Source organism: Dyadobacter jiangsuensis (genome assembly GCF_003014695.1).
GTDB classification, from domain to species: domain Bacteria; phylum Bacteroidota; class Bacteroidia; order Cytophagales; family Spirosomataceae; genus Dyadobacter; species Dyadobacter jiangsuensis.
Genome location: NZ_PYAS01000003.1, coordinates 396,996 through 418,556 on the forward strand (window position 1 = coordinate 396,996; position 21,561 = coordinate 418,556).

General features: G+C 52.9%; 16 protein-coding genes. 5 read left to right on the forward strand and 11 right to left on the reverse strand.

The features are described 5' to 3' along the window. Positions 1 to 17: 17 nt before the first annotated feature. The 4 genes from mgtA (at position 18) to CLV60_RS07605 (ending at position 8,102) form a co-directional block, all read left to right on the forward strand. Positions 18 to 2,714 carry a magnesium-translocating P-type ATPase gene (gene mgtA, locus CLV60_RS07590; protein ID WP_106594766.1) on the forward strand — a complete coding sequence of 899 codons (2,697 nt, stop codon included), beginning with the start codon at positions 18 to 20 and terminating at the stop codon, positions 2,712 to 2,714. A 67-nt stretch (positions 2,715 to 2,781) separates the two neighbouring features. Continuing rightward, complete coding sequence (locus tag CLV60_RS07595; protein WP_106594767.1) at positions 2,782 to 3,420, forward strand: NAD(P)H-binding protein; 639 nt, start codon at positions 2,782 to 2,784, stop codon at positions 3,418 to 3,420. A 191-nt stretch (positions 3,421 to 3,611) separates the two neighbouring features. Further along, positions 3,612 to 6,716: a SusC/RagA family TonB-linked outer membrane protein gene (locus CLV60_RS07600; RefSeq protein WP_106594768.1), complete on the forward strand. Its 3,105-nt coding sequence runs from the start codon at positions 3,612 to 3,614 to the stop codon at positions 6,714 to 6,716. Between the two features lie 15 nt (positions 6,717 to 6,731). Beyond that, the gene (locus tag CLV60_RS07605) at positions 6,732 to 8,102 is read left to right on the forward strand and encodes a RagB/SusD family nutrient uptake outer membrane protein (protein ID WP_106594769.1); all 1,371 of its coding nucleotides are present in this window, start codon (positions 6,732 to 6,734) and stop codon (positions 8,100 to 8,102) included. Between the two features lie 117 nt (positions 8,103 to 8,219). Here the strand turns inward: CLV60_RS07605 and CLV60_RS07610 are convergent, their stop codons facing one another. The 10 genes from CLV60_RS07610 to CLV60_RS07655 form a co-directional block, all read right to left on the reverse strand. Continuing rightward, positions 8,220 to 9,986 carry a RagB/SusD family nutrient uptake outer membrane protein gene (locus tag CLV60_RS07610; RefSeq protein ID WP_229210864.1) on the reverse strand — a complete coding sequence of 589 codons (1,767 nt, stop codon included), beginning with the start codon at positions 9,984 to 9,986 and terminating at the stop codon, positions 8,220 to 8,222. A gap of 33 nt (positions 9,987 to 10,019) precedes the next feature. Beyond that, a complete protein-coding gene (locus tag CLV60_RS07615) occupies positions 10,020 to 13,535 on the reverse strand; it encodes a SusC/RagA family TonB-linked outer membrane protein (RefSeq protein WP_211302212.1) in 3,516 nt (1,171 codons plus the stop codon). 209 nt (positions 13,536 to 13,744) lie between these two features. Further along, positions 13,745 to 14,716, reverse strand: coding sequence for a FecR domain-containing protein (locus CLV60_RS07620; protein WP_170118730.1), 972 nt, complete (start codon positions 14,714 to 14,716; stop codon positions 13,745 to 13,747). A 271-nt stretch (positions 14,717 to 14,987) separates the two neighbouring features. Continuing rightward, entirely contained in the window at positions 14,988 to 15,551 is a 564-nt protein-coding gene (locus CLV60_RS07625) for a sigma-70 family RNA polymerase sigma factor (RefSeq protein WP_106594773.1), read from the reverse strand. Positions 15,552 to 15,716: 165 nt separating this feature from the next. Further along, on the reverse strand, positions 15,717 to 16,901 hold the full coding sequence (locus CLV60_RS07630; protein ID WP_106594774.1) for a serine hydrolase domain-containing protein: 1,185 nt from the start codon (positions 16,899 to 16,901) through the stop codon (positions 15,717 to 15,719). Between the two features lie 29 nt (positions 16,902 to 16,930). Continuing rightward, on the reverse strand, positions 16,931 to 17,497 hold the full coding sequence (locus tag CLV60_RS07635; RefSeq protein ID WP_106594775.1) for a dihydrofolate reductase family protein: 567 nt from the start codon (positions 17,495 to 17,497) through the stop codon (positions 16,931 to 16,933). 93 nt (positions 17,498 to 17,590) lie between these two features. Continuing rightward, a complete protein-coding gene (locus CLV60_RS07640) occupies positions 17,591 to 18,100 on the reverse strand; it encodes an SRPBCC family protein (protein WP_106594776.1) in 510 nt (169 codons plus the stop codon). Continuing rightward, on the reverse strand, positions 18,097 to 18,417 hold the full coding sequence (locus tag CLV60_RS07645) for an ArsR/SmtB family transcription factor (RefSeq protein ID WP_106594777.1): 321 nt from the start codon (positions 18,415 to 18,417) through the stop codon (positions 18,097 to 18,099). The genes CLV60_RS07640 and CLV60_RS07645 overlap by 4 nt, the downstream gene beginning before the upstream one ends. A 48-nt stretch (positions 18,418 to 18,465) precedes the next feature. Beyond that, complete coding sequence (locus tag CLV60_RS07650) at positions 18,466 to 18,846, reverse strand: MauE/DoxX family redox-associated membrane protein (protein ID WP_106594778.1); 381 nt, start codon at positions 18,844 to 18,846, stop codon at positions 18,466 to 18,468. A 139-nt stretch (positions 18,847 to 18,985) separates the two neighbouring features. Then, positions 18,986 to 19,909, reverse strand: a complete 924-nt coding sequence (locus CLV60_RS07655; RefSeq protein WP_106594779.1) for a DUF6454 family protein — start codon at positions 19,907 to 19,909, stop codon at positions 18,986 to 18,988. 157 nt (positions 19,910 to 20,066) lie between these two features. Here CLV60_RS07655 and CLV60_RS07660 point away from each other — a divergent pair, with 157 nt between their 5' ends. Continuing rightward, positions 20,067 to 20,714, forward strand: coding sequence for a DUF5683 domain-containing protein (locus CLV60_RS07660; RefSeq protein ID WP_106594780.1), 648 nt, complete (start codon positions 20,067 to 20,069; stop codon positions 20,712 to 20,714). Positions 20,715 to 20,786: 72 nt separating this feature from the next. Here CLV60_RS07660 and CLV60_RS07665 read toward each other — a convergent pair whose 3' ends face one another. Next, complete coding sequence (locus CLV60_RS07665; protein ID WP_106594781.1) at positions 20,787 to 21,539, reverse strand: tetratricopeptide repeat protein; 753 nt, start codon at positions 21,537 to 21,539, stop codon at positions 20,787 to 20,789. Between the last annotated feature and the right edge of the window lie 22 nt (positions 21,540 to 21,561).

Consider the following 21,561-nt stretch of genomic DNA (forward strand, 5'->3'; position numbering starts at 1 on the left):
ATAATGCAATCAGGAAGATGAGAGAAAAAAACAACAGGGCATTTCCTTCGATTATCCGGTCGAACGGGGCGGATGCCAGCGCGGAGGTCAAATTGCAAAACGCGTCGCGCCACGACGAGTATTTTGTTTACGCCATGCTGGAAACCAGTGAGGAAGGAATCACCAAGGTAACTGCCGATGAGCGTTTACTGAAATTCGGACGTAATGAAGTGCAGCACCAGAAAGCGGCTACATGGTATAAACAGCTGCTTCATTCGTTTATCAATCCATTCATATCCATTTTACTCGCCATTTCAGCGATTTCCTTCGTCATCGATGTATGGCTGCCGCCGACGGAGGAACGGGATTATAAAACGGTGATTGTCGTTGGGATTATGGTTATTGTGAGCGCATTGCTCCGGTTTGTTCAGGAGTACCGGAGCAGCAAGGCAGCGGAGGTCCTGAAAAGTATGGTGAAAACAACGGCATCGGTTCTCCGCAAATTTCGCGGCAAGATCGAATTGCCGATCGAAGAGCTGGCTCCCGGTGACATCGTTTTCCTTTCGGCGGGCGACATGGTACCTGCCGACTGCCGCATCACGCGCAGCAAGGACCTTTTCGTGAGTGAGAGTATGCTCACCGGGGAAGCACTCCCGGTTGAGAAAAATCACCTTGCGATCCGGGACGCCGACAAAATGCGGCCAATCGATTTGAATAACCTCGCTTTCATGGGAACCAATGTAGTAAGCGGATCGGCCATGGCAGTGGTGGTTGCAACAGGCTCCGGTACCTATCTGGGCAACATCAGCAAATCCATCACCAGTGAGCGGCCTGAAACCAGCTTCGACAAGGGCATCAACAAGATCAGCTTTCTTTTGATCCGCTTCATGCTCATCATGGTGCCGGTGATCTTTGTCATGAATGGCCTGGTGAAAGGCAATTGGGGGGAAGCTTTGCTTTTTGCCATCGCGGTGGCGGTAGGACTCACCCCGGAAATGCTCCCGATGATCGTTACCGCTAACCTCGCAAAGGGTGCCATGAATATGAGCAAGCGGAAGGTGATCGTGAAGCGCCTCAATTCCATTCAGAACATCGGTGCGATGGATGTGCTCTGTACGGACAAAACCGGGACATTGACAATCGACAAGATCGTGCTGGAAAAGCACCTGAATGTCTTCGGTGATGAGGATGATGAAGTACTTAAATGGGCCTATCTGAACAGTTTTCATCAGACAGGACTAAAAAATCTGCTGGATCAGGCTATCCTCGATCACGCGGAGCTGCATAATTACCTTGCCGCGGAAGAACATTACAGGAAGGTGGACGAACTCCCCTTCGATTTTCAGCGTCGCAGGATGTCCGTAATCCTGAAAATGCACAACGGGAAGCATCTGCTCATCTGCAAGGGAGCTGTGGAGGAAATGCTCGAACTTTGCAGCAGCGCATTCGACCCGGGCGAAGACCGTAGCCTCCATGTTGAAAACGACAGGATCATTGCGATGGACGAAACCATGCGCAGAACCGTGCTGCAAACGTCCGGGAAGATGAATGAGCAGGGGTTGAGGGTGCTGCTGGTCGCTATTCGTGAGTTCAACGGAACCCATCCGCTGACCTACTCGCTGAATGACGAACGGGACCTGACGCTTACCGGTTTTATAGGCTTCCTGGATCCCGCCAAACCGTCGGCCCGGCCGGCCATCGAGGCATTACAAAAACTGGGGGTGTCGATCAGGGTTCTTACAGGCGACAATGCGACGGTAACCCGCAAAATTTGCAGTGACATCGGCATTCCGGTGAGCGAAATCATTGATGGCGCCGAGCTTGAACAGATGTCTGATGAACTGCTCGCCGGAAAAATAGATGCTGTATCCGTGTTTGCCAAACTCACACCGATTCAGAAAGTCAGGGTGGTGAAGCTGCTGCGAAGCAATGGGCACACGGTAGGCTTTTTGGGAGATGGTATCAACGACGCCGCTGCATTGAAGGAAGCCGACGTCGGTATCAGCGTAGATACCGCAGTGGACATCGCCAAGGAGAGCGCGGACATTATCCTGCTGGAAAAGGATTTGCTGGTGCTACGCAAAGGTGTGATATATGGAAGGCGCACATTCGGGAATATCATTAAGTACATCAAAATGACGGCGAGCAGCAATTTCGGCAACATGTTCAGCATGCTCGGCGCGAGCGCGTTCCTGCCTTTCCTGCCAATGCTTCCCGTTCATTTGCTGGTGCAGAACCTTTTATATGACATTTCCCAAATTTCCATTCCGTGGGACCAAATGGATGAAGAATTCCTGCAAAAGCCCAAAAAGTGGGATGCGAATGGCGTTTCCAGGTTTATGCTCCTGATTGGTCCAATCAGTTCCATCTTCGATTTCGTAACTTTTGCCGTAATGTTCTTTGTTTTCAAAGCCAATGCACCCCAACACCAAATGTTGTTCCAAAGCGGATGGTTTGTCGAAGGACTGCTTTCCCAGACGCTGGTCATACATATGATCCGGACGCGCAAAATTCCTTTCATCCAAAGCTGGGCGGCCGCACCGGTAGTAGCGCTTACCTCGCTGGTCATGGTGGTGGGAGTACTGATACCATTTTCTCCGTTTGCCGGGGCATTGCGGCTCACTCCGCTCCCTGCCGCATACTTTCCGTGGCTGCTTGGTATCCTGATCTCGTATTGCCTGCTCACGCAGTGGGTTAAAGGCTGGTTTATCAAAAAGTTTAGTGCGTGGCTTTAAATGTATGTTGATATACGCGGCAAAGCGGGCAATCATTTAAATTTACCCGGATAAACAACCTATCGTTATGAAAGCTTTGATTATCGGCGCTACCGGCGCCACGGGTAAAGATTTGGTAAACACTTTGCTGCGCGATCCGGATTATACGGATGTCGTGGTATTTGTTCGCCGGGCAACGGGGGCCAAGCATCCTAAATTGACGGAAATTCTCACCGATTTTGACAAAATGGATCCGATAGCGGAGCAGATCAATGGGGACGTCTGGTTCTCGTGCCTGGGAACTACCTTGAAAACTGCTGGCTCGAAGGAGAAGCAGTGGCATATCGATTATGAAATCCCGCTCGAATTTGCCCGGATCGCCAGGCGGAACGGCGTTGCGCAGACGGTGTTGTTGTCGTCCTATGGCGCTTCCCCGGATAGTAGGGTGTTTTATTCCAAAATGAAAGGGGAGCTGGAAGAACGGATCAAAGGCCTGGGATTTGAAAAACTGGTCATTTTCAGGCCCGGCCTGCTGCTCCGCAAAAATACCGACCGCCTGGGTGAACGGATAAGTGCTGGTGTGATACGTTTCCTGAACGGGTTGGGAATCATTAAAAAGTTCCGCCCTATGCCCACGGAGCTATTGGCGGAAAAGCTTGCCAAAACGCCCAAGGTTTGCGGAAATGGCGTGCACGTGATAGAACTGGACGGAATTTTTGAGGTGTGACCGGCCGGTTTGCTGTTGGCAGGGCTAAAAGCAGGTCTTGGAATATGCCGTCAAAATATTATATTTTTTCTAAGCATAATAACAAAATAAATTGCAATAAAAATTAAAGAATATCATAACAAAATTTGGTTATTTGGTCTACAACAATATATTTGTTTGTAGTAACGAATAATAACCAAACCTAACTTGTTATGAGAAGAATTTTTCCGCTAATGCTTCTGGCATGGCTGGCTTGCTGGCTACCTGCGACAGCACAGGGCGTCAGGATTACCGGCAAGGTAACCACCACGGATGACGCCTCACCCTTGCCGGGTGCCTCGGTGCAGCTCAAAGGCACCAACGTCGGTACCCAAACCGATTCGGAAGGAAGTTATGCGATCGAGGTGCCGTCGTCCAGTTCCGTCCTGGTATTCAGTTTCGTGGGGATGGTAGCGCAGGAAATAGTGGTAGCCAACCAGAGCACCATAGATGTCAAACTTGCGAGCGATGTCCGTGCCCTCAGTGAGGTAATCGTGACTGGTTACGGCTCGCAAATCAAGCGGGATGTTACCGGCAATATCGCCCAGGTGAAAGGTACCGAAATCCAGAATATGCCGGTGACGAGCGTGGATGCGGCCATTCAGGGACGTGCGGCCGGGGTGTACGTCAATAGCGGTACGGGCAAGCTCGGGCAGGCGATCAACGTGCGCGTGCGGGGCAATTCTTCCATCAGCGCGAGTAGCCAGCCGCTGTATGTGGTCGACGGAATGCCCGTTACCACGGCCGACCTGAGCAACAATGGCGGATCCACCAACCCATTGTCGGACATCAACTCCAACGATATCGAATCCATTGAAATCCTTAAAGATGCGTCTGCCGGGGCTATTTACGGCTCCCGGGCGGCTAATGGCGTGGTGCTGATCACGACCAAGCGGGGAAAGGCCGGAAAAACCAACGTGAGCCTGAACTACCAGCTGGGTTCCTCGGAAGCAACGCGCCGTGTGAAATTCCTCAATGCAGATGAGTACGTGAAGTTCTACACAATGGCGGCCAATAACCGCGATCGTATAGACGGTACCGACACCCAGGATCCCGATTCTTACACGCAATACATGCTCGGGGCTGGCGGTTTCCTCGAATATTACAGCCTGGGTACTTACAATACCCCCCAGCAGCAGAACTACTCCTGGCAGGATCAGGCTTTTCAGAAAGGCCCGATGCAGCAGCTTGACCTGCAAGTGAACGGCGGAAGTGAGAAAACGAAGTTTTTCCTTTCCGGGCAATATCTGGACCAGACAGGTACGTTGGTGGGGAATAAGCTGCAACGCATTTCGGGGCGTATGAATCTCGACCATCAGGCTTACAAATGGTTGCAGGTGGGATTGTCGATGGGCCTTGCGCGTACGGTGAACCGACGCCTGCCGGGGGATAATGCCTTCTCGAACCCGCTTCAAATGGCCGCGCTCACTCCGCTGACGCCATTCACGGACCCTAAAACGGGCCTGCCCGCAGGAACGCCTCCCGGCGACGTGAACGTGCCGCTCTATTTCAATCCGATGATCTCGATCAACTACGCGAAATTCGAAGCGACCTCGTTCCGCAACCTGACCAACGCTTATGCGCAGATCAACATTCTACCGGAACTGAAATTCCGCAGCGAACTGGGGATCGACCTTCTGAACCAGAATGAAGAAGGGTATTACCAAAGCCAGAACGTACGGAATGTGAGCACGGCGAGTAGCGGTTTGGGTAACAACTACGCCACCTTTGTTACCAATTATAATACCAACAACTTTTTCTCCTATGACAAAACGCTGGGCTTGCATGGCATCGGGGCCACATTGGGGATGTCCTACCAGCAATCGCAGCGGAAATTGAGCTTCGTGGAAGGCACGCAGTTTCCGTCCGACTCCTATAAAAAGATCGCCAGTGCGGCTACCAAATCGGATGGAAGCACTTCGGAAACCAACTTCCGTTTCTTGTCCTATTTCCTGCGGATGAACTACAAGTTTGCCGATAAATACCTGTTGTCGGCCAGTGCACGTATCGATGGCTCGTCGCGTTTCGGGGTCAATTCGCGGTACGGATTCTTCCCTTCGGCCTCATTGGGCTGGGTGCTTACCGAGGAAGGTTTTCTCAAAAACAACAATGTGCTCAGCTTCCTGAAACTGCGCGGCAGCTACGGGTCGACGGGTAACTCCGAGATCGGAGACTTTCCGCAATTGGGGCTTTTTGCCGGGGACGCGGGTTATGCAGGCTCGGCCGGGCAGCGCCCGTCGCAGATCGGCAACCCGAACCTGAAATGGGAGACGACCCGCCAGGCCGATTTCGGTGTAGATTTCGGCTTGTTCAACAACCGGATCAACGGGGAGATCGACTATTATGTCAAAAAAACAAACGGGCTTCTGCTCGAAGTGAATGTACCGGCGACCTCGGGTTTCTCGGTTCAGTACGCCAACGTAGGCAAGCTGGAAAACAAAGGATTTGAATTTGTGCTGAATACCCAAAATACCGTGGGCGCATTCCGCTGGACGACCTCGCTGAACGTGGCCAACAACAAGAACAAGGTAACCGACATCCAGGGTCAGGTGATCGAAGGCGGTATCCGCAGTATGAGCCGCGTGATGGAAGGCCAGCCCGTGGGGGTGTTTTACACCGTCGAGTATGCAGGTGTGGATCGGGCTAATGGCAATGCATTGTTCTATAAAAATACCCCGAACCCCGACGGAACCGTCGACAGGTCCACTGTTACCAACAGCGGCTACAACAGCGCTCAGCGGGTAGTGGCCGGTAATCCGAACCCCAAATTTGTGGGCGGTATTACCAACACGTTTTCCTACAAGGGAATCGATTTGAGCGTCTTTTTCAACGGCGTTTCCGGCAACAAGATCAACTTCTACGGGGTAGGGCAATACTCGTCGGCCAACGGAATCTACGAGGATAACCAGACGGCCGACCAGCTGAATGCCTGGACGCCCGAAAACCCGGATACCGACGTCCCCGAGGCCCGTTTCTACCGGGGTAATGGCAATCAGGCATCCACGCGCTACATTTTCAACGGTTCGTATCTCCGGTTGCGGTCGATGACATTGGGCTATAACCTGCCTACGGAACTGGTACGCCGCATTAAAATGGAGAAAGTGAGGGTGTATGTCTCGGCGCTGAACCTGGCGACTTTCACCAATTACAAGGGTTGGGATCCCGAGGTCAATACCGATGACCTGAGCGAGAAAGACAGCAAATTCGCACTCGGCAATGACTTTTACACCGCTCCTCAGCCGCGCACGTTGCTGGTTGGCATCAATGTCGGATTTTAACATTGTATTCTCATCATGAAAAAGAACAGATATATCATGCCGGCCCTGCTTTCAGCCATGCTGATGGCCACCGGCTGCGACAACAGGCTGGATGTTCAGCCCACCCAAAGTATCGACGAAAATGTGGCATTGGGCACCTCCCGCGATGTCGAGGTGACGCTCATCGGGTGTTACGACGGCTTGCAGGATGTGGACGTATACGGCGGGGCGTTTCAATATGCGTCGGAACTGCTTGGCAATGCCGACGAGCTGGGCTTCGGTGGCACGTTTCAGAACCTGCTCGAAATGTACAACAAGGAGATGACCACCAACAATGCCACTGCCACTACCACCTGGCGTGATTCGTACGTGGCGATCAATCGTTGTAACAATGTGCTGTCGGCGCTGGATATCGTCGATGAAGACAAGCGCGCGCGCATCGAGGGAGAGGCCAGGTTTATCCGCGGGTCCATTTACTTTGACCTGGTAAGGCTTTATGCCAAAACCTGGGGAGATGGCGACAATGCGTCCAATCCGGGCGTTCCGTTGGTATTGAAACCTACACGCGGCGTTACCGATGCCGATAAAATCCCCCGGAACCCCGTAGCGGAAGTGTATGCGCAGGTATTGGAGGACCTTACCAAAGCCAAATCGCTGTTGCCCGAAAGCAATACTATTTATGCCACCAAATATGCGGCATCGGCGCAGCTCTCGCGCGTGTACCTGATGCAGGGCAACTACGCCGCCGCGCGCGACGAGGCCAATGAGGTGATCGCATCGGGTGCATTCTCGCTTAACTCCACATTCGAGTCGCTCTTTTTTACGTTCCTGGACAACGGCGGGGCTAATCCGGAGGAATACATTTTCTCGATGATCGTGACCCAGCAGGACGGTACCAACGACATGAACACGTTCTTTGGAACGACCATTTCCGCAATCCCCGGAACCGCTGGCCGCGGTGATATCCGTGTGTTGGCCAAGCACAGGAGCCTGTACGAAACAGGTGATAAAAGAGGGGCGTTTTTTGTGACTACCAACAACACATTTACGCAGAAACACCTCGACAAATTCGGTAATGTGCTGCAATTCCGCCTCGCGGAAATGTACCTGACGCGCGCAGAAGCGAACCTGCGGCTCAATACCCAGACCGGCGCCGCACCGCTGGCCGACCTGAACCTGATCCGCACCCGCGCAGGCCTGAAAGCGGCTACCACAGCCACAATAGAGTCGGTGCTGAAAGAGCGGCACCTGGAACTCGCATTCGAGGGCCATACCTTGCACGACCTCAAACGTACACGGCAGAACGTGGGTACTTTAGCTTACAATTCGCCCAAGCTGATCATGCCGATTCCGCAGCGGGAAATGGATGTGAACAAGCAGCTGGTTCAAAACCAGGGTTATAATTAGCAGATTAGCCGCCCCTCAAAATCAGGAGCGGTTTTCGTGAATCAATCAAAATGCCGAACGGTGACAGGTTTTGTCTGCTACCGCTCGGCATTTTGGCATTCTTTCGGGAGGTCGTTCTTAGTTGTATCCCGGATTTTGTTTCAGCAATGGCGCCCCGTTCATCACACTCATGTCGATCTGATATTGCGGGATCGGGAAGTAGTTGTTCTTGCCGTCGAGGTATTTGCCGCCGGCGAGGTCGGTAGTGATCTTGGACTCGTAGCCGAAATAGGCGTTAATGGCCGCATTAGCTTTGCTCCAACGCACGAGGTCGAAAAAGCGGTGGCCTTCCATGGCCAGCTCAATGCCGCGTTCGTAGTAGATCGCATCGAGTACGCCGTCCTTGCCTTTGGCCGCCAATGTGCCGGCGGGGTAGGGCTTGATCACGTAGTTTGCAGCAGGCGTACCCGAGAAGCCGCCCAATGGGTTGGAATCGTTGGTGTACTTGTACAGCCAGCCTGTTTTGTCCGCAGCCCGGCTTCTCACTTTGTTTACATACTCCTCCGCTTTGGCCAGGCTTCCGCCATTGGCTTCCGCTTCGGCTGCCAGCAGCAGCACATCGGCAAAGCGGATCACCAGCACGTTGATCGCGTTACCGGGCGCCCACGAGCTGAGATCGGCGTAGAGGTCCTGTGTTTTTTGCCGGTGAATGTTCTTTTTAGGGGCATAGGGGCCGCCATAAGGCTGATCTCGCACCCAGTTCATGCCCGGGTAAATACCCCAGTCGTGGTAAGGAATGCCGCGGCGGCCGACGGTCCAGTCGAGGCGGGGATCGAGGTTGCCGGCGTCGGGCGTGAATGCCGTGGCCGAGGCAAGGCCCATGTCGTTTTTAACGGCGTGACCGTTGAAATCAGTCAGGTAAGGCAGCCCGCTGGCATCGGTGCGGTACATATTCACGAGCATTTGGGTAGGCTGGAAAAACCCGCAGCAGCTGAACGGCGCGCCCGTTCCGTATGGGAAGTTGAGCATACCGCCCTGATTGGCATTGGTAATATCGAGCGTCCCGTCGTTGGCTACCATTTGTATCGCAAATACCGATTCCGCATTGTTTTTCGTGGCGGCGTCGAAGTTATCCTTGAAAGAAACGAGGTCGTATTTTAAACCATTGGTAGTCACGCCATTGTTAATCACGTCGGTAAAAACCTTTACAGCGTCCGCATATTTTTTCTGATACAAATAGGTTTTGCCCAAATAGGCGCCCGCTGCCCATTTGTTGGCCCTTCCTACCAGCGTTTGCGTGGCCGGTAGCTGCTCATAGGCCGCTTTGAAATCCGCTTCGATCAACGGCCAGATGTCCTTATCGTTGGGCTGGTTGAAATCCGTGGTGGTTTCGTCGATCCAGGGCACCATATTCCACATTTTCTTCAATTCGAAATAGTAATGTGCGCGAAGGAAACGTGCCTGAGCTTCGATATTCGCCTTGTTTTCGGCCGAAACGTCGGTGGCCAGCCCGAGCACTTTCAGCACGGTGTTCGATCGGGAAACGCCTTCGTACAATGCCTTCCATTTGCTGTTGAAAAAACCGTTATCAGCCCCGGTACTGAACGTGGCGATGGCGCTGATGGGCGTCTGGTCGCCGCCGTCGCTGCCTTTGTGCGCATCGCCGCCGGGAATGGCGCCGTACACCCAGTTGTCGGGCGGAGATTCCCAGCCGCTGCCGCCGGTGAAGTCGCCCTGGCCGTCGAGCGCGGCATAGGCGCCCGTGAGCAGGCCGTCGATGCCCTTCGCGTTGGCGAGCACGTCATCGCCTAATGCACCTTGCACAGGTTTGTCCAGGAAGTCGTCCTGGCAGGCCTGCAACATTGTCAAACCGCCGATCCAGCAAAGAGCGGCTATATATTTCATGAACTTCTTCATATCGCGTTGCTTGGAGATGGGTTAAAAAGTAAGGTTCAGGCCGACGGTGTACTGGCGTGACGACGGGTAGGAGCCCTCGTCGATGCCGAACACGGTAGGGTTGCCGCTCGCATTCCGGCTTACTTCCGGGTCAAGTCCTGAATAACCGGTGATGGTGAACAGGTTGGTCGCTTGCAGGTACACCCGGAATTGCTGTGCGCGGATCTTCTTCATCAATGGGGCAGGGAATGTATACCCGATTTGCAGGTTCTTCGCGCGCAGGTAGGAGCCGTCCTCCACGAAATAGGAGTTGGGTACATTAATGGTGCTGAACGAGCTGGAATTCTCCTGGATCGGTGCTTTGGCATTGTGGTTTTCCGGTGTCCAGGAATCGTAAAGCGCGGTTTTGCTCTTGGCGCCCGAGCGCGATGAGTTGAAGTCGCTCCACCAGAGTGTCTGGTTCCAGAGCTGGTTACCCTGCACGCCATACAGGAAAAGGCTGAAATCGAAGCTCTTGTATGTTAGACCGATATTCAGGCCATAACTGAAATCGGGATTCGGGTTGCCGAGCATCTGGCGGTCGGCCGCGGTGATCTGGCCATCGCCATTGATATTCTCATACCGGAACCGTCCCACCGAGGCGCCGTCCTGGTACACGGCATTCGGGTCGCCGGTTTGCTTTACTGCTTCCGCATTGGCCGTTGCGATCTCTTCCTGAGAGTTCCAGAAGCCTATTACCTTATAGCCGAAGAACTGGCCGATGGAATTGCCCACGCGGTTGCGCACAATAGAGGCGCCGTCGAAACCGCGGCCTTCAAGATCGAAATAATTGGTGCTGTTGGTGACCTTTTTGATTTTGTTGTTGTAGGTCGTCAAAGTCAGTGTCGCATTCAGTTTCAGGTCGCTAGTCAGGTCGAATTTGGAATCGATTTGCAGGTCGATACCCCTGTTTTTCATCTGGCCGATATTCACATACGGTACCGAGCCGCCGCCCGCTGTACCGATCAACGCCGGGTTGAAGAGCAGGTCCTTGATCTCCTTCACATAGTAATCCGCGATCACATCCAGCCTGCCTTTGAAGAAAGTAGCGTCGATACCGACATTGGTACTGATGTTTTTCTCCCAAACTGCATTCGGGTTGCCTATCTGGCTTTTTTCAAAACCCTCCAATGCACCCGAGCCGCTGGTACCGCCGAGGTCGTAGTAAGAGCTGCGGCGATTGGAGCTGTACGTGGTGAATGCATTACCCGAGGTTACGTTGATCTGGTTACCCATGATCCCGTAGTTGGCCCGGAGTTTCAAGTCGTCGATCCACGTGAGGTTGCGCATGAAATCCTCGCGGGAAATACGCCAGCCCGCGCTTACGGCCGGGAAGAGGCCATAACGCTCGTTGATGAATTTCGACGATCCGTCGCGGCGGAGGATGGCGCCGAAAAGGTATTTGTCATTATAAATGTAGTCGAGGCGGCCGATGAGCGAGTACAATGCATCGGCGGAACGGCTGCTTGAATTGCTGCGCGTGCCGGAGCCGGTGCCCAGGTTCATATAGTCAGGGTCAAAAGAGAAATAGCCCTGCGTGCTGCCGCCGACTTCGTAATATTTGCCGCTGTAAGCCTCGGTACCTGCCGCTACGGTCAGGTCGTGTTTGCCCATGGTTTTGTGGAAGGTCAGCAAATTGGTCCATGTCCAGTTAAAGCCCGAATAGGAGCCCTCTGAATAGGTATTGGTATTGCTGTTCTCCTTGTTTTCGTAGGTAGGGAATGCAAATGAGCTCCATCTGCCGGAATAGTTCTCACCACCCATGCTGGTGCGGAAGGTGAAGTATTTGAACAGGTCGAATTCCGCGAAAATGTTACCGAAGAGGCGATTGTCCAGGCCCTTGTCGTAGCGGGTACGGTCGCGCATGGCCACGGGGTTGAACGCGTCGCCCATACCCGAGGCGCGGCTGCCCGCGTAGTTGCCCATGATGTCGTGCACAGGCACGATCGGCTGCATGCGGAAGGAGAATGCAATGGCCGAGCCGCCGTCCGACAGGCTGGATTTGGGGTTGTCGGAAATGGAATAGGCCAGGTTCTCGCCGATACGGACGTGCTTGCCGATGTTGTATTGGCTGTTCGACCGGAGCGTGTAGCGTTTCAGGTAGGTATTGGTCAATGCGCCCTGCTGGTTGAAATAATTCAATGAAAACAGGTAGTTGCCTTGGTCGCTGCCGCCGCTGAGCGAAATGTTGTGGCTGGTGGAAGGCGCGGGTTTGAATATCTCGTGAAACCAGTCGGTACCGGTTTTGTTGGCCTTGACAATCTGGTTAAAGGTATTGAAATCATCCACCGAAGTGTAGTTCGGGTTCACATAATACAGGTCCGGGCTGGTGCGGGGATCGCCCTCCTTGGCTCCGGCAGGGAGAATGTAGTCGGGCAGGACGGGCGAAGTTCCATAGCCGTACTGGTCGTCGCCCACGGTGAGTCCCGAATTTTTCTGCACCTGGAATTTGAGCTGTGCCTGTTCCTGGGGCGTCAGGGTGTTCCATACATTGCCTCCCGGGGGTGTCTGAACGCCAAACCAGGCGCTGTAATTGACTTTAACCTTATCCTTTCCTTTTTTGGTCGTAATGATAATCACCCCGTTGGCGGCTCTTGATCCGTAAATGGATGCGGAACCGGCATCTTTCAGTACCTGCATCGAGGCGATGTCGTTGGTGTTCAGGTCGGAAATGGAGGTGGTAGGCACACCGTCGACCACGTACAGGGGCGAGTTGTTGCCGAATGTATTCAAACCGCGAATGCGTACCTGCGGCGTTTCACCCGGCTGGCCCGAACTGAGGATCGTTACCCCCGAGGCGCGGCCCTGCAACTGGTTGGCCACCTGCCCGTCGGGTGTTTGTTTCAACTGCTCCACATCCACGACGGACACCGCACCGATCAAATCCTTTTTGCGCTGGGCACCGTAACCCGTCACAACGAGTTCGGTTAGTGTCGAAACGTCGGGCTTCAAGGCGACGTCCACGCTGGTACGCGCGCCCACCATCACTTCCTGTGCCACAAAACCGATAAAGCTGAATATCAGAATAGATTCATCGCCTGCGACATCGATCGTATAATTGCCGTCGACGTCTGTCATCGTACCTTCATTGGTACCTTTCACACGGATCGCCACGGAAGGCAATGCTTCGCCTTTTTCATCTGTTACCTTGCCTTTCACCGGGCGGGCAACCGTTTGCGTTACCGGCACGATTTCGCGCAGGATCTCGGTTTTCGGCCTTTCGGTGATCCCGATCATGTTGCCTACCTGCCTGAATTCCAGGCTAGTCTGCTTTTCGATCATTTTCAGGATTGCCGGAACGGGCTGCCCCAATGCGTAAATGGTGATGTCGGGTGCTTTGCGCACCAGCTTTTCGTCGAAAGCAAATGTGAGACCGGTTTGTTGCTCGATCTGCCTCAGGACTGTCTTTACCCGGGTTTGCCGCATATCCATGCTCACGTGCTGGGCCTCCGTAGGCCCGGCCATGAGCAAGGCGGTTGTCAGGACATTAATACCCAGTATTAGCGTAGAAATGCGCATACATTTTTTGAATAAGGGGAGCCCCTTATGGTAATAATTCACCATATTTGTCTGATGTTTAATGGTTAAGCTGTTAAACCGCGTCCACCCGCCATTCATGGTTCCAAGCATTGCCTGGCAGGGGACAACCGATACCGGGGACATTCGCAGTGTTCCCGGTATTCACCAAGCCAGCCTTCCTGGAAAGCCAGCCCGTATTTTTGTTCTTCCTATCTGATTACTATCGTGCTGTCGTTTAGTTGTGAATAATTGAAATTCTTGGAGAAGCCCAGGACTTTCAGCACGTCGTTCATGGGCTGATCGTCGAGGGTTACCGATATTTTTTCGGTGGAAAGTCCCGGCTTTTCGACCACGATATGCTGGTTGTACTTTCTTTCCAATGCGTGCAGTACTTCCACCAGCAGTTCATCCTCAAACACCATCCGGTTGTCCTTCCAGGGCGCAATGGCCGGTTTGCTGATCTCGTTTACCTGTATTTTCTGTGTTTTTTCGGGTACTACGGCCTGTTCGGCAGGCAGCAGCATAAGCGCAGGTTGCCCGGGTTTATCGCGCATCTGCACACCTACCTTGCCCGTCTTGACCGTTACCTTGATGTCCGGGTCGTTTTTGTAGGCTTTCACGTCGAATGAAGTGCCGAGTACGGTGATGTCCAGCGTTTTGGCGTGGACGATAAAGGGCTTGGCCTTATCGTGCGCGATGTCGAAGAATGCCTGCCCTTCGCGCAGCACCACTTCACGGGTCTTCCCTTTGAAAACACCAGGGTAACTCAATGTCGAACCTGCATTGAGCCAGATATGCGAGCCGTCGGGCAGGTTGACCCTGACGGTTTTGCCAAGCGGCGCAGTCACCAGCCTCACGTCGTTTGCAACCGGCTTGCGTTCGTTGGTCCAGAGCCAAAATCCGATCAGGACGATGGCCGCTGCGGCCGATGACCAGGTGGAGAGCCTTTGGACCCATCCGAACCTTTTCACGGGTTTGTGCTGCTCCTGACGGCTCCGCAGATTGGCGTGCATCCGGTCGCGTACTTCAGTGGCGCTCTCGGCCACCGGGGTGGCGACGGTTTCCGGGCTCTGGTCGTCGGCAAGGCGGTCGTACCACTCGTGCAATAGCTGTTTTTCTTCTTCCGAAGCGGTCCCTTCGAAGAATTTCCTGGCAAGCAATCTGATATATTCCTGTGTCATTGCAAAGCGGATTGACCCTTTGGAACACATAGAGGGGGGATTGGGGGAAAACCCCTTAGTGGGAAGGTAAGTTTTTTTGACCGCCGACGACCGACCGCTGACCGCCGATCAGATTGTGGATTACTGACGATGGGCAGCCTGACCATGGACCATAGACCATAGACCATAGACCATAGACCATGTTTTTGGTCCAGGAATAGTCTTATCTGGGAATTACGAAGTTTGCCATCGGCTGTCGGCGGTCGGCTGTCGGCGGTCGGGCCGCAGGCCCTTACAGCAACAGCGCCACCACATTACTCAAACTCGCCCTTACAATCTTCAATGCCTTGGTCAGATGTGCTTCGGCGGTTTTGGGGGAGATGTTCAGCTCTTCGCAGACGTCGGGCAGGGAGCGGTCGTGTAATTTGTTGTACTGGAAAACGAGCCTGCATTTTTCGGGCAGGCGGTTGGTGAGATTGGTGATGATTTCGAGCAGCAGGCGGTTTTCGATCTCCTGATCCATCGATACCGATGGTGTAGCCTCGCGCCGGATCGATTGTTCGATTTCGTCGGCCTGTTTGGATTTGGCCAAATACCGGTATACTTCGTAGCGAAGCATCGCCGCCAGGTATGGCCGCAACGATTGTATCTCAAGTGTTTCCCGCTTGATCCACAAGAGCATGAATGTGTCCTGGGTGATTTCTTCTGCCACAGCCGCCGACTTAACCATCCGGTGGGCCATGTAATAGAGCTTATCCCAATACCGGGAGTAAATTTCATCGAATGCCCGTTCCTCACCCTCTCTCAGCAACGCCGTGAGCTGGTCGTCAGTTAAGGAGGGAGGCAGGGTTCTCATGGCAGGTTAGCAGCAAACCAGTTGTTGTTAACCAAATATATGCATTTATAGATTCATAATATTGCTCGATCCTCTAAAAATGCAGAATTAAAACTATGAAATTGGGGTAAAAATGGGTATTGGAGTTCTTAAATTGTAGAATTTCAACATTTTATTCTGTTGAAATTATTTTGTCAGTAAAGGCGTCAATGCAGTCGCCAGCTTGGGATGAAAAAGTACGTTTCCACCATTGTCGCTATTGGTAAGCATGACAAAACCTGATTTTCGCTGCACGGAGCCCATCGTGAGGGAGCGGAAGCCGGACTGGCCGCCTGAATGTAAGATGACATCGCCGGTTTTGCGTTGCTGTATGGCCCAGCCCAACGCCCAGGCATCGGCACCGTCGATCTTTTCACCCTCTTTCAGCTTAACCTGCGGCGTTAGCATTTCATCGTGGTTTCTTTGATTCAGCCGGTAGGCATCAGCCGGTTTGGGATCCAATACTTCGATGAGAAATTTAGCATAATCGACCGATGTTGTATGCAGCCCGCCCATGGCCGCGTACCGGGCCGCATCGGTAGCTTTGGGCTGACTTTTGGCCAGGGCCTTGCCGGTTACGTCGTGCGGGTGCGCTGCGCGGCGCGCGAGGTCGGCATTCCAGACGTACCCGCTCGCTTTCATGCCGAATGGAACTAGCAAATTACTTTTGAGAAACGCATCGATATCCGTCGCGCAGATTTTTACGCCTGCCTCGTACTCACCACAATCGTTCGGGTTTTCATGGCCCGCCACCCGCGATACTATCGATTGCAGGTACCAATATCCTTCGCCCGAATAGTCGAATTGAGAGCCTGGCTGAAAGTGGATTTTCAATGGCTCGTCGCCCGAGCGGATATTCTGAAAGCCCGTAGTATGCGATAGCACGTGGCGCGCCGTAATGGAGCCGAACCGCGGGTCCGCATCGGGGAGGGGCGAGGGCGCGTAGCGGTCAAGGGGCGTATCGAGGCCGATAACCCCTTTTTCGCATTGTTTCAAAACCGCATAGGCGAACACCGTCTTGCTCACCGATGCGGCCTCGAATGCCGTGTGCTCGTCAACGGGTTCGCGCGAGGTGGTGTCTTTCACGCCAAACGCTTTCTGCCACCGCAATTTCCCGTCTTGGACCAGGGCAATCGAAAGGCCCGGAACCGCCGCTTCGCGCATGAGCTGCGGAATCAGTTTGGTAAGAGCGGCTATGAGCTCCTCTCCGTCGCCAACCGCTTGCAGGGTAGCTGCTTCCGCTTTTTGGGGAGTCATGCTCATATAGTTAGCTAACCAGGCGGAGAGGACGGTCTGTCCGCTTCCGTACAAAAATGCGCGACGATCCATCATGCAATCCGGGTGAAATTGGGTGGCAGCTTTTACCGCTTTGTATAATGCAACGTAATGACGCCCGAGCCGAGCGTTTTCGATTCCTGCAATACCAGGTTGCTCATGGGCGCGTCGCGGTCGAACAGGCTGATTCCTTCTCCCAATAGTATGGGATGCAAGGTCAGCTGGTATTCATCTATTAATCCTAGTTTCGTCAAACTTTTGGCAAGACCGGGGCTGCCGAATATCACGAGGTCTTTGCCGGGCTGCTGTTTCAGCTTGTTCACTTCTTCCACCACATTGTCTTTGATCAGCGTGGTATTGTTCCAGTCGGCACCGGGTAGTGTCGTTGAGAAAACGATCTTGGGAATTTCCTGCACCCATTTCGCGTGCGCGAGCGCATGGCCGCTCGCATTCGGGTCGTTCAGGACGGTAGGCCAGTAGCCTTCCATTAAGTGGTAAGTGTTTTTGCCGTACACCGGTGCGCCCACTGTTTTGACCAGTTCATCGGCGAACTGTTGCAGCTCGGCGTTGTAGGACAAAAAGCCGAGACCACCGTTCTTATCGCCGGCGAAACCATCAAGGGACATGTGTGCAAATAAAACCAACTTTCTCATTTTGATCGTGTTTCGTCTGTTTTGAATTGGGGTTTCAATATACAAAACTATTGGCTGGACAGCGTAACCATCCAGCCAATAAGGTTGTTTGTTCTATGCTCTTCCGGTGAGCTTTTCGAGCAGTTCGTCCAGCTTTTCCATCGTTGCGAGCATGCCTTCTTCCATACCCATCTGGAGTGTCGCTTCCAGGTCTTCCAGAGATTTATAGGTTACAACCGTTTCGACCACTGCGTTTTCGCCTTTGTCAGTGAAGGTGACCACCCATCCGGCGCGGGGCAGCGATTCGTTGATTTCGCCTTCGGCATTTGAAAAAGCGTCGGTGGTAGTGTAAAAATCGATCGGCTGGATTTTGATGTAATCCGTCCAGCCCCAGTATTCGTTGCCGTTTGGCTCTACCATGGCATAATGCCAGTGGCCGCCCTCGCGGAAGTCCATGGACTTGGTTTTGGTAGTCAGTGGCTTGGGGGCAAACCACTGGTCCAGCAGTTCTCTTTTGGTGTGACAATCCCATACCAGCTGGCGGCCGGCACGGAACTCACGGCGTACGGTCAATGTGTTTTTTTCTTTGTCTGCTACGAAGTCGAATTGAAGGTTGTGTTTCATTGCTGTTGCTTTTTAAGTGTTTCCAAAAGGTTGTCGAGCTGATCGAACCGGCTTTCCCAGATCTTTCGGAACTGTTCCAGCCAATGATCGATCTCTTTCATTTTATCGATCTGAAGTTTGTAATAAATCTCGCGGCCCTGCTGCTGCGGCTGCACCAGTTCGCACTCGGTCAGGACTTTCAAATGCTTCGAAACAGCCTGGCGGGTAGTATCGAAATGTTCCGCGATGGCATTGGGTGTCATAGCCTGCACGGCGATCAGTACGATGATAGCCCGGCGGGTCGGGTCGGCGATAGCCTGGAAAATGTCTCTTCTCATGGGATTATCACGGGTAATTTTGTGCAAGATAACTTCACCGAAGGCCCATTACCTGGATACGATCGGCAAATACTTTCCCCAGTTATCTGCGATCACCCACGCAATCACCGCGATGAATACCGAAACGATGGGCAGGCCCGATGGAGCGGCGGTGATGTTGGTCAGCAAAACGCCTGCCAGCACCGGCAAGAGTACAATGGCTCCGAGCGCCCTCGTTCTTGGAAAGGCCAGCAACAACCCACCGGCCATTTCTACGGCGCCTACCAGCGGCATCAGCCAGCCGATCTGAGCGAATGCCATGCCGGTTTTGACCATTTTTTCCGGCAGATCCGCCGGAACGGGCATGTAATGCAGGAATTTATCCAGGCCCGCATTGATGAACATCAGCCCTGTGAGCAGGCATAGGACTGACAAAATTTTCTGTTTCATAGCTGTTGATTGTTTAGATGAGAAACCGATTGGTTGCAAATATATACGCAACCAATCGGTTTCGCAAGTAAATGCTGAAAATTTTTAATGAATGTGATTCACACCACTACTAACAGCCTTGAAACGATTGAATTGCGGTTTAGCGGCCTTCGTAAATATAGACAACCGTGTGGTCGTCGTCCGGCGCAAACGAGAGCCTCAGTTTCCCGTTTTTCATTTCCGGGAAAAAGGGATTGTTGCAAATACTTGCGCCCCGGGGTGTTTTGATTGTGAGCGGCAGTTGGTAGAGGGTCTGGTAGCTGTCCGTCCGCATGAGCTGGATGCCGCCGAGCGCAAAACTCTGTTCTCCATGTTTCCATCGGTTGAGTCCGGAGCAAAGCATCAGCGTGTCCCCGACGTACTTGGCGTCCTGGATCTTGAAAGTAAGCATATGATTGGATTCCTTTGAAATCAGCTCCCAGCCGTGGCGGGTATCATCTTTGCGTGACCATTTGTAGAAGTGCTCGGCGTCCCAGTTCATCCCGATGACCTCTTCATTTCCCACGCACACCACGGCCCCGAGCGCATCGCGGACATCCCACATTTTTTCGACCTTCATCGTCAGCGGGTCCATTCTGTAAACAATGGAGTTGCCATGCGGGCGATATTCGCAAACCGGTATCCAGATATACTTTCCGTCGAAGTCGATGCCGCCCGGATGGTAAATGCTCTTTTCACCGATCGTCACCTGGGCGACCAGCTTGCCGCTTTCATCGAATTTAAAAACCCGGCCAACACCGTCACCCGTGTCGCGGTCGAACCCGTCTACCGGACTAGGGTACTTTTCGGGCCAGCGTTTCACGTCGACGGCGGTCAGGAAATAGTACCCGCCAACCTTCGTCAGACCTTGCGTATGGAAAGTTTGGAATGGTAAAACGATGGAATCAATCAAAGAAAACTGCTTTTCAGAGGTATACCCAGGCAGTTTCCGGGCTATTTCATCGTGCTCGTTTTGAGCGGCTGTTTGATGTGCAACCAGCGTCGAAACGACGGTAAACAGGGCAATCAAGCATTTCAATTTCATAAACAAATACAATTCAGCGGGGTTAGGATCTTAACGGACAAATATAGAAGGTTGCCGAAAAGAATATTCCGCGAAAGGAGCGGAGCAATTAACATTTTTTATGTTGCGGAAACGGGGCTGGCTTGGTTGTTTGCGATCTTTAAACATTCAGCCAGCCATGACCAACATTCAGAAATTCTTGTGCATAGCCGCATTTTGCCTTGCATTGACGCCAGCGATCTCCGCCAACCTCACGTACTGGACAAACATTACCACTGCCGACACCGCTCTCAAACCGGGTACCCACGACGTAAAACAACGAAGTCCCCAAAAAGCTACGCTACTAGCGCTTGTACCGGGCTTGGGGCAGGGCTACAACGGGGATTTCTGGAAACTTCCTATCGTGTACGCGGCGCTTGGGGGAAGCATTTTTACCGTTCATTTGAATTCCCTCAAATACCGCGATTATCTGAAAGCATATTGGTCGTTTTATGACCTGAATACCGGCAAGCCTGCTCACGGTGTCACGGAGGATACCCGTAAGCCGGTCCTGGTGAGAAACCTGCTCAATACAAAAAGTACTGTGGAGCTGCTAACGAAAGATCAGATCGTAAGGAATAAAAACATCTGGCGCAGGTACCGAAATGTATCCATTCTGACCTCCGGCCTCATTTATGTACTCACGATCATCGAAGCCAACGTGGCGGCCCATCTCAAAACTTTTGATGTTTCGGACGATTTGACGATCAGCATTGCGCCCGGTTCGGTCAAGTTGCCGTTTGCGGCTCCTGGTCCCGGTTTGCAGGTTGTTTTTAACTTCAGGTAGCGGGCTACACTTTCGGGTAGGTAATGACTGCCGGGCAACCGAACGCCCGGCAGTCATTGCATAAATCTCCCTCTATTTAATCATAGCCCTTGCCTTGTCTGCGCGCCCTTTGGCGTCGGTGAGGCCCATTGCGGCAGCCTTGTCGTAGAGTTCGGCGGATTTGACGTAATCCTGGTTGATGAGGTAAAACTCGGCCATACTGTCGTAGGCATTGGATTCTTTGGGAGCCAGCTTGATGTATCGTTCAAAAGCGGCTTTCGCCTTCTCGGTGTCCTTTTTCTCCAAATACAGATAACCGAGAATATTATAGTTAGGCGCATATTTCGGACTCATTTTTTCGAGCTGCTGGGCATATTCCAGCGCGCCGTCCAGGTTTTTGTCCGTATAAAACGAATGCAGCGACGCCCATTCCAATGCCTGGGGCGTTTTCGGATAGGCGGCTATCAATGCTTTCATACTTTCGTCGGCTTTGGCCGTGGAGTCGTCTTTCCACCTGATGATGAATTCTCGCATTATTTTTTCTCCTTCATTGAGGTTGGTCGCGTCCAGGGCCAGCGCTTTCTCGATCAGCGCGGGTTTCTCGGCTTTGGGCGCGTACTGCACCGCATATACGTAGGCCATGAAAAAGTTGGGGTCTTCGCTCAGCGCTTTGTCCAGTTCTGTCTTACCTTCTTTGAAATGAATATTGGAATACAACTCCGAGGCGCGATGCAGCGACTTGATGGCCGTTTTGGAAGTGGAGGAAACCGGCAGGTAGTGATCCTGGGCTGATACGAGGGCGATGCTTCCGAAGAGAAGCACCAATCCGGTAAATAAAGTTTTCATAGAACAGAGGGGGTTTGACTGT

What these genes read in the sequence shown, in the direction of transcription:
- mgtA (WP_106594766.1), top strand. Translation starts at nt 18, where the DNA reads ATGAGAGAAAAAAACAACAGGGCATTTCCTTCGATTATCCGGTCGAAC.
- CLV60_RS07595 (WP_106594767.1), top strand. Translation starts at nt 2,782, where the DNA reads ATGAAAGCTTTGATTATCGGCGCTACCGGCGCCACGGGTAAAGATTTG.
- CLV60_RS07600 (WP_106594768.1), top strand. Translation starts at nt 3,612, where the DNA reads ATGAGAAGAATTTTTCCGCTAATGCTTCTGGCATGGCTGGCTTGCTGG.
- CLV60_RS07605 (WP_106594769.1), top strand. Translation starts at nt 6,732, where the DNA reads ATGAAAAAGAACAGATATATCATGCCGGCCCTGCTTTCAGCCATGCTG.
- CLV60_RS07610 (WP_229210864.1), bottom strand. Translation starts at nt 9,986, where the DNA reads ATGAAATATATAGCCGCTCTTTGCTGGATCGGCGGTTTGACAATGTTG.
- CLV60_RS07615 (WP_211302212.1), bottom strand. Translation starts at nt 13,535, where the DNA reads ATGCGCATTTCTACGCTAATACTGGGTATTAATGTCCTGACAACCGCC.
- CLV60_RS07620 (WP_170118730.1), bottom strand. Translation starts at nt 14,716, where the DNA reads ATGACACAGGAATATATCAGATTGCTTGCCAGGAAATTCTTCGAAGGG.
- CLV60_RS07625 (WP_106594773.1), bottom strand. Translation starts at nt 15,551, where the DNA reads ATGAGAACCCTGCCTCCCTCCTTAACTGACGACCAGCTCACGGCGTTG.
- CLV60_RS07630 (WP_106594774.1), bottom strand. Translation starts at nt 16,901, where the DNA reads ATGATGGATCGTCGCGCATTTTTGTACGGAAGCGGACAGACCGTCCTC.
- CLV60_RS07635 (WP_106594775.1), bottom strand. Translation starts at nt 17,497, where the DNA reads ATGAGAAAGTTGGTTTTATTTGCACACATGTCCCTTGATGGTTTCGCC.
- CLV60_RS07640 (WP_106594776.1), bottom strand. Translation starts at nt 18,100, where the DNA reads ATGAAACACAACCTTCAATTCGACTTCGTAGCAGACAAAGAAAAAAAC.
- CLV60_RS07645 (WP_106594777.1), bottom strand. Translation starts at nt 18,417, where the DNA reads ATGAGAAGAGACATTTTCCAGGCTATCGCCGACCCGACCCGCCGGGCT.
- CLV60_RS07650 (WP_106594778.1), bottom strand. Translation starts at nt 18,846, where the DNA reads ATGAAACAGAAAATTTTGTCAGTCCTATGCCTGCTCACAGGGCTGATG.
- CLV60_RS07655 (WP_106594779.1), bottom strand. Translation starts at nt 19,909, where the DNA reads ATGAAATTGAAATGCTTGATTGCCCTGTTTACCGTCGTTTCGACGCTG.
- CLV60_RS07660 (WP_106594780.1), top strand. Translation starts at nt 20,067, where the DNA reads ATGACCAACATTCAGAAATTCTTGTGCATAGCCGCATTTTGCCTTGCA.
- CLV60_RS07665 (WP_106594781.1), bottom strand. Translation starts at nt 21,539, where the DNA reads ATGAAAACTTTATTTACCGGATTGGTGCTTCTCTTCGGAAGCATCGCC.